Genomic DNA, 7535 nt, shown 5'->3' on the forward strand with positions numbered 1-7535 from the left:
GTGCGCCGGGAGGCGTTCACGCATGTGCGGCGCAGGCACGCTATGCGCACGTGCACACCGCGATGGGGTAAGCCGAACGACAATCAACTGCTCGCCATGGCAGATGAACGCCTCGGCAAGTCTAATATTGGACGGCAGTTCGCCCCCCTGAGCAGACCTCGACGGACACGTCGTCAAGATCTGCTTCTGGGTCGAACTGCGCCGCCCGAGACTTCGCATCAGATTTACAGCTTGGGCCATTGCTTCGCCGTAGTCGTTATGGCCTAAGTGGAGGTGATCGTCGTTTTCGTGCACCTAAAGCCAGATTGCGGCCACACGATCGCAAACGCGACCGTACGGCCGCTTTCGGAGCGCGCGCGATGCGCGTGTAACCGGGCCAGGGAACATCATTCGGAGTCTTCGCTCTGTGGACGCTCTCGCCGATACGCAGAAAGTCTCCTTTTCAACCCCGTGCAATTCAACGTGATCGCGTAAACCGATTCGTGGACGTCAGCGAAGATGCCGCGGCGCGTCCATGTGTCAGAACATCGGCGGGTTGGTCCAGCGCCTCGCGCGGCTCGCCCTAGGCGAGCAACAATAAGGCATCGGCGAGCGAGAGCACCGTGGTGCGCGAATCGAACGCTGTAGAAAATAGATGATCGTGCACGACCTGATCCGGGTCGTAGCAGCAATCCTTGACCGTTAACAAGCGGAAGTCTGCGTCGCTCGCGTACGCAATCGACGACAGCACGACACCGGTCGACGCTATGCCCACCATGACCAGCGTCTCTATACCCTGCGCGGAAAGCCGCGCCTGCAGATCGGTACCAAAGAACACACTGGCACGATGGGCGATGATGAGTGGCTCGTTGGCCTGCTGGCCGAGTTCCGGCGCGATCTTGTCGTCGATGAAAAGGCCGAGTTGCTTGATCCCCTGCCCGTTCTTGTTTAACGGACTGACTTCCGGATAGCCTGGACCGAACTGGATCTTGGCGAAATAGACACGGACGTCTTTTGCCCGCGCAGCGTCGCACAGCTTGCGCGTATTGGCGAGCAAAGTGGCGGCGACCGATGGAAATAGCCCCAGGATATCCGTCTGATAATGCATGACCACCAGAGCGGTTTGCGCTGGCACGATCACCGGAATCCGCGTGTTCACGCCCGGCGCGGAGGTGGCGCGTCCCGCGCCCGGTCGATGATGATCTGCGGGATCGATGGATCCAGATTCATTCCGTGGCGACATATGGGCTCCGCGACAAGGAAAAGACGATCGCTTTTTCATGACCATCATGCGGCGAAGTCTTGAAACACAAAATGTGGTCGCCGTGGCCGAACATGCGGTGGGTGGCACCGCCTCTAGCACCCCTTACTTCTGGCCTTCTGTGCAGCCGTCTTCGGAAAATGGCGATCACGCGAGCCTCGCATCGTCCGCCGTCAGGAATAAACGGAAAACGCGATCAATTTCAAGTCTGGCAAGGCTTTCAGCGCGATGACTCGCATTCTCACACGATTCGCTACCTCGATCCACGTAGTGACGCACTGCCATCTCACTCTAACTGAGCCTCGAATGGACGCCGCTCAACGATGCGCCAGCGACTTCGCCGGCGCCTCGCCACTACGCTGCGCAGACCAACTCCGGCCCACTAGTCGGGGTAATCGTACCTTTCGTGCAATTTCTGGCGGTTTGATCCTGAAATCCCTTATTGATCAACGATTTGCACATTCTCCGATTGCTCGAAAACCGTGGAGCCGCTGAGCCTTGCTGCGAGCGGCTCTGCATGCGACTACAGTGGGGAAGTTGCGGCGACTTCGCGGAAAGCCGCATCTTACATACTCCCGAATCGTCCGGGAGATGACTCCGGGCCGTCCTGTATCAGGTCACGGACAGGCACCATTCGGCATGGGCCTGCCAGGTTCATATCTCGACGCGCACCGAGCCGCGCTCAAATGGATAACGGCGAGTTACCGGATTGTGGCTGGAAGATACTTGCGAACCTTGCCCCTTTCTTTGCTTCGGGCAAGCCATGCACATTCGGGGCACCAGTGGCCCCGCACAACGCGCGGCGGTGATTCCCACTCATGCCCACGCTCACAACGCCACCGCAGGTGTGTGTTGGAGTCAACATAGTGTTCCGACAGGCATTCGCCATCCCGGCTGGCTGCGAGCGCACGCATTTGCTCCAGTGTGCCGCGTTGCCGGTCATACGCGCAGCGTGGGCACCAGTGGCCCTGGCGCACTCCCATTCGAGCGGCGTATGGCTGTTGACGTACTCCTTCGACAGGAACCGGCCACCCCGTGCCGCCGCAATGGCCTGCATTTCTTCAATGGTCAACGGCTTCATACATGATCGATGCTGTCTCGTCGGTATAAGCCTTGAGGCTCCACGTTGCGTCGGTAGGGAAAACGCGCATGCCTCTACAACATCTCGTCTCCCTCATTATTGGACAGGTTTACAGAGCACCTGAAGGGCGCAAGGTGTGACTTGCTCGACAGCGCCTGGAACGGCGAGCGGGACACCAATGTTCTCTCTCTTGCCTGGACATAATGTTCATACTGCAATTCCTCCCCGAACCACATTCCCGCCACCAGCAGCACTGGCGCAAAGAAGAACAGCGCTGTCGCCGCAAATCTAGTGAATACCGTCCTGCGACGAAGAAGCAGGAAAACTCCCAAGGTCAGCGCGGACCAGATCGCCAGGGCAATCCAGAAAGCGATCAGGACAACACCGGCCAAACTACCCACGTCGGCTCGACTGGTAAGCGGGAACAGGGCGAGTATCAGCGCAGGTAGCGCAGCCATCCTGATTTTCTTTGTATCGCGATTGCACACGTGAGCTTCCTCCGTCGCCCTACGCCTGGTCGATGTAAGCCTTCAGGGTCCATTCCCTGTCGCTTCGATGCTTGCGCATGCCGAATAGCGCGTCGAGGCCTGGAATGGGACGAGGATCGTTCATGACAAGCTGCGGCATCGTTTCGCCTTTCCTCAAGCGGCGCGTCGCATCATAGGAAACGTCCGCGAATTGCCGCACAGTCCAGAGCCCGTCTTGCGGGCATACTTGCCCCGTGCGGGCAACCGTCCCCAACGGCACACGCATATCCTTCGCGCTTTTGACGGGCGCAACGGGCAGCCCCGTTGCCGGATCGAGATTCTTCTCGCGGGCCAGTCTTGTGACTAGCGCTTCGGCAGGTTTCTGCGGTGGCTTAGCCGCATCCTGTTCCTTCTGCCACTGGAACGTACCGTCCCACGGCGGCAGCTTCGCGGGCGGCAGTGGTACGATCTGGTCGATGTCCGGCACCTTCGGGTTGCGACCGTCATTGGCATTGAGAAATTCCCAGACGAGTCCGTATCTACGTGATCGCTCGGCGTCATTAGATTGGCCTACGTAATACATCTCGTCCGAGGGACTCGTGTCGAAACCATACTTCAGGAACGATCCAGACTGGGCGTCCCCGACCTGCACGCCCTTCTGGAACGCCTTGACTGCTTCTGCATAGAGTTTGCTGTCCATCAGGTCGATACCCAGATAGCTGCCAGCCTTGCCATATCCCTGATCGACTGCACATTCCATCATCTGCCGCGAGATGTCTGGAGCATGATCTTTACCTGAAAGCAAATCACCCACGTAATACTGCGCCTCGGGACTGCCTAGGTCCGCAGCCTTGCGGAAATAAATCCGCGCCTTCCTCTCGTCCTGCTTCACGCCATAGCCGAGTTCGAGGTAATGACCCATGTCGTAGTAGCCGCCAGGGATGCCCGCAGCGATCAACTGTTCGGCCAGGTCAATCGTTTCCGTGGCCGCGTGAGGAGACGATGCCTGTCCGGTGGACACCAGCAGTTGCAGGTTGTGATTGGCCTTGTAATGACCATACGCGGCGGCGATCCGGTAGTAGGGGGCAGCAGCATTGAAATCTTTCGGGCCGGGTTTCTTTTCGAGGAACAGGGCATACTGGAAAAGCGCATCGGCCTGCGGGTCGAGCGGCGGCAGATGGTTAGCCTCGTGGACACAGGTAAAGGCCAGTTTCGCACGCACGGCGCTTATGTCGGCTTGAGAGGGCATCGGATTATCCTTGTTTGAACAGGCGCACAGCAGGAGCGCCAGGCACATCGCGGCAGCGGCGTCTCGTTTCATCGGCTAGTCCAGTCTCAAGCGGCTCGCCGATGTCCACATGAAGCCGACAAGCGATGCAAGTGGTGTTTCACTGTTTCTCTGTTTTCCCGCATTCCGACTAATAATGTTTTCCCACCCTTGGGCTGCCAGTTCAATTGAGTCTGATGCAGCATCTTTGATCGCTTCGGTATGAATAGTCCACAGATGCCTGCGCAGCGGCTGCGTCACGTCCATCCGTTCGTGACAGATGTTCAGTTCGCTGTCCACCTCCATGCTGCGCCGGTTGACGTTGGCCGAGCCATGCGTGAGAAAGACGTCATCGATAATCATGACCTTGCTGTGGACATAGACGGGCATCCAAGGACTGCCCGCAGGCGAGTCAGGTGCTACCAGCGAGCAGACGTGAACCTTGAGACCCGGAACCGGCTCGGGCAGAACCGCCTTGCTCGTATTGAGGTTGTCATCGTACTGTTGCTGGAGTTTGGCCTCCTTAGCGCGTGCGGTATCAATAGCGCTTTGTGCGTCGGCCTGTTGCTGCGGGCTGCTCGCGTTTCGCATCTGCGTGTTCGCCGCCGTAACCTCTTTCTGGGCATCCAGTAATGCGGGGCCGAGCGTGTCGTTGCGCTGTTCCCGTGCGATGGTCGGAATGGTGTCGGCACGACCCAGGCTGTTGAGCATGTCGTAGGTCGTTCCAGGCCCCTGTCCGATACCGTCCTTGTTCGCGTTGGTGACAACAAACAGGTGAACCGGCGTGGCCGGATTACGTCCGGCGCAGATCTGTGCCTGCACCGCACTCTTGATCTTTTCGGCCAGGTCCGGCCAGCGGAAATACTGGTTCTCGATGTAGATGAATTTCGTCGCGTTGTTGACCGCCTGAAGATAGAGCGCCTTGATATTTCGCACGCCCTCCTGGGACTGCGTGCGGGTAATCTGCGCCATGACGGGCATACCGAACTCGCTGCGTAGTTTGAACTGCCCCTTCAACGCCTTACGCTTTGCGGGCAGATCTTCCTTTGCGTCACGTTGCCATGCACGGCAAAAGTTGTCGTTCAGGCTTTCGAGGATCGGCCCCGTCACAATGGCCGACATGTCCTGCCGTGGCGTCGCACCGTTGCGTCCCAGGTTCGGTGCTTTCTTCGCGTAGCTGTGCCCGTCGTCGTCCCAGTAGGCGTCGAGCGTGTTGTGTCCCATTACGAAGCCGACCGCCACTTCCGGCGCTTCGTAGTCGATCAGCACCATCTTTTGATGATGGGATGGTTCCAGGCCATACGCGGCAATGGTCCCGCGCGTTGGACCATTGCCGCTTCCGCGCATGAGCTTTTCGCGATACATGATTTCCTGGCGGTCGTGCCGGGAGAAGTCGCGCGTCACCAGTTCGATGCCGATCTCCTTGAAGGACTGCGAGCCGAACATCTGATACGGGTCCTGTCGGAGTGCTGTGTACATCTGCGATCCGGCTGGTGCAGCCCCCGAAGGTTTGCCGCCAGCCGGCAACAGAGCGTTGTGATACCAGTTCCGGTCGTAGGCGATCTGCTGGGCATCCTCGTTCTGTGTCATGAACCGCGCCCCCTCGGTCCACCCCGGCACCTCCTGTTCGCCGATTTGCGCGATCCAGGCGGAATCGAGCCAGCACAGGATGCGGACCTTGCGGCCCTCCCTGGCCTTCCTGATGAGCAGATCGCCAATACGCAGCGATTTGCCGCCATTGCGTTTGAAATACATAGACGGCTGGAAACCCCAACAGACGTAATCAATAGTCGTCGTCGCCTTGTCGATGGCGTCATAGAGCGCTCCGAACGCGTCGTGGCCGTTCACAAGTGGCTTGTACGTCGCCTTGTCCGGCCTGTATTCCGTCTGCTGCACGAACCACGGCAGGGTTATCACGGCGCTTCGGGTGCAGGACAGCGCAATGGGGACGACAATGGTTGGTTGCTGGGTCATGGTCGGGCGTCCGTTTCCGGGTTAAGCAGTTCGTCATAGTTCGCGCGGTGCTGGGCGCGATCCACCGCACTGGCATCCGTGCCGCTCCTGCCTTCGTAAAAGTGAATGCCACCATTGGCGAGCGCACCGTTTTCCGCGTTGCCCCGGTATTGGTCGGCCACGGGTATCGTGTAGCTCGCGCCGTTGGCGAGCTTGAGCGTGTATTGCTGCGTGGTGGGGTGGTGTTCAACCTGAAGCAAGCCGGTTTCGTCCATCACGCCCTGCTTGACCAGCGTACCGCCCGCGAAAAGGCTATAGGGCATGTTCGCGGGAATCGCCGCCCGCGAGGCGGGCGATGCGCCTGCGTAAAACGTCAGGGGCGTGGTCGGCATATTCGAGAGCGCTGGGTGGTCCAGGTCAAGCGGCATGTTCAGCGGCGCCGCGCCTTTCTTCTGGACCGTGATTGTCTTGATGAACAGGTCGAGTGGGCCGCCCAGGGTGATGCTGCCGTCCTTCATGTGGATGAACGCGCCACCCGATTCGAGCGCGAGTTCTTTCTTCGCGCAGAGGCGCACCGTGCCGTTTACGCTCGCCATCGTAAGGTCCTGATCCGCGATCAACGACATGCCATCTGTCTGCGCCTGTATCTCGACGGGGCCTTTGGCCGTAAAAATCTTGATTCCAAGCTTCTGCGCGAACAGCGAAATCCTCTCACCCGCCGCGACAGTGAAGCGATTCAGGACACTCCAGTCGGCGTTCTTCCCGGCCACCGCCGAAATGTCGCCCTGCGCAGCGAACTGCACGCCCTGGCCCGCCACGAGCGCCGCCGATGCAGGCGTGCTCATCAGCAGGCCCGGCTTTTTCAGGCCGTCCAGATCTTCCTTCATCTGCTGCTGTGCGCCGGTATGAGCGGGCTCGGCCTTCGCGCTGCTGGCGGACGCCGCCAGCGCCTTCGCGGTCGCCAGCGCGCTCTCAAGCTGCGCGATGGTCTCCTGCATGTCGAGCTGCTTGCCAGTGGCGCCGGGGCGGTCGTAGGCCGTCAGATGCAGGCCCATGCCCGCGCGGTTCACACCGTAGCCGGACGTGCGAAGCTCATAGCCTTCGCCGCGCTTTTCCAGTTTGTTGTCGACTAGGTAGCCAAGATTGAGTTGTGACTTGCCCGAATGCTCGGTGCTAAGCTTGATGCCTTCCTGGCCCGCCCAGTCCTCCATGCGCAGCTTGTTGTTCTTCTGCGTGCGGATCACGTTGCGCGAAAGCCAGCGGCGGTCGTTCGTCACCAGGTCGCGCGCCTGGCTATGATGGTGGAACGCGGTGATTTCGGGCTTGTCCGGGTCTCCGTCCCGGAAGGAAATCACGGCCTCGTCGTTATCCAGCGCGACGAAGTGCATGCCGGTTTGCAGCTTGCCCGCGAACGGTTTCGCCAGACGCAGCGGCACGCTTTCGCCACCATTCGGCCAGTTGCCGAAATCGGCATCCAGACGGACGGTGTAATATCCGGCGGCATTCAGATAGCCGTAGGTGTATTTG

The 7535-nt window shown here is 59.6% G+C and carries 6 protein-coding genes; all 6 read right to left on the bottom strand.

All coding sequences use genetic code 11. The features are described from left to right. Positions 1–562: 562 nt before the first annotated feature. Positions 563–1222, bottom strand: a complete 660-nt coding sequence (locus P0D89_RS33205) for a cysteine hydrolase family protein (RefSeq protein ID WP_408364332.1) — start codon at positions 1220–1222, stop codon at positions 563–565. 700 nt (positions 1223–1922) lie between these two features. Next, positions 1923–2321 carry a hypothetical protein gene (locus tag P0D89_RS33210; RefSeq protein ID WP_408377749.1) on the bottom strand — a complete coding sequence of 133 codons (399 nt, stop codon included), beginning with the start codon at positions 2319–2321 and terminating at the stop codon, positions 1923–1925. A 74-nt stretch (positions 2322–2395) separates the two neighbouring features. After that, a complete protein-coding gene (locus P0D89_RS33215) occupies positions 2396–2809 on the bottom strand; it encodes a hypothetical protein (protein WP_408364266.1) in 414 nt (137 codons plus the stop codon). A gap of 19 nt (positions 2810–2828) precedes the next feature. Next, a complete protein-coding gene (locus P0D89_RS33220) occupies positions 2829–4109 on the bottom strand; it encodes an SEL1-like repeat protein (RefSeq protein ID WP_408364264.1) in 1281 nt (426 codons plus the stop codon). A gap of 3 nt (positions 4110–4112) precedes the next feature. Beyond that, a complete protein-coding gene (locus P0D89_RS33225; RefSeq protein WP_408364262.1) occupies positions 4113–6029 on the bottom strand; it encodes a phospholipase D-like domain-containing protein in 1917 nt (638 codons plus the stop codon). Further along, positions 6026–7535 (bottom strand): DUF2345 domain-containing protein (locus tag P0D89_RS33230; RefSeq protein WP_408377751.1); only part of this gene is annotated, 1510 nt, incomplete at its 5' end. The genes P0D89_RS33225 and P0D89_RS33230, both read right to left, overlap by 4 nt.

Source organism: Paraburkholderia sp. RL18-085-BIA-A (genome assembly GCF_046027075.1).
In the GTDB taxonomy this organism is placed as follows: Bacteria; Pseudomonadota; Gammaproteobacteria; order Burkholderiales; family Burkholderiaceae; genus Paraburkholderia.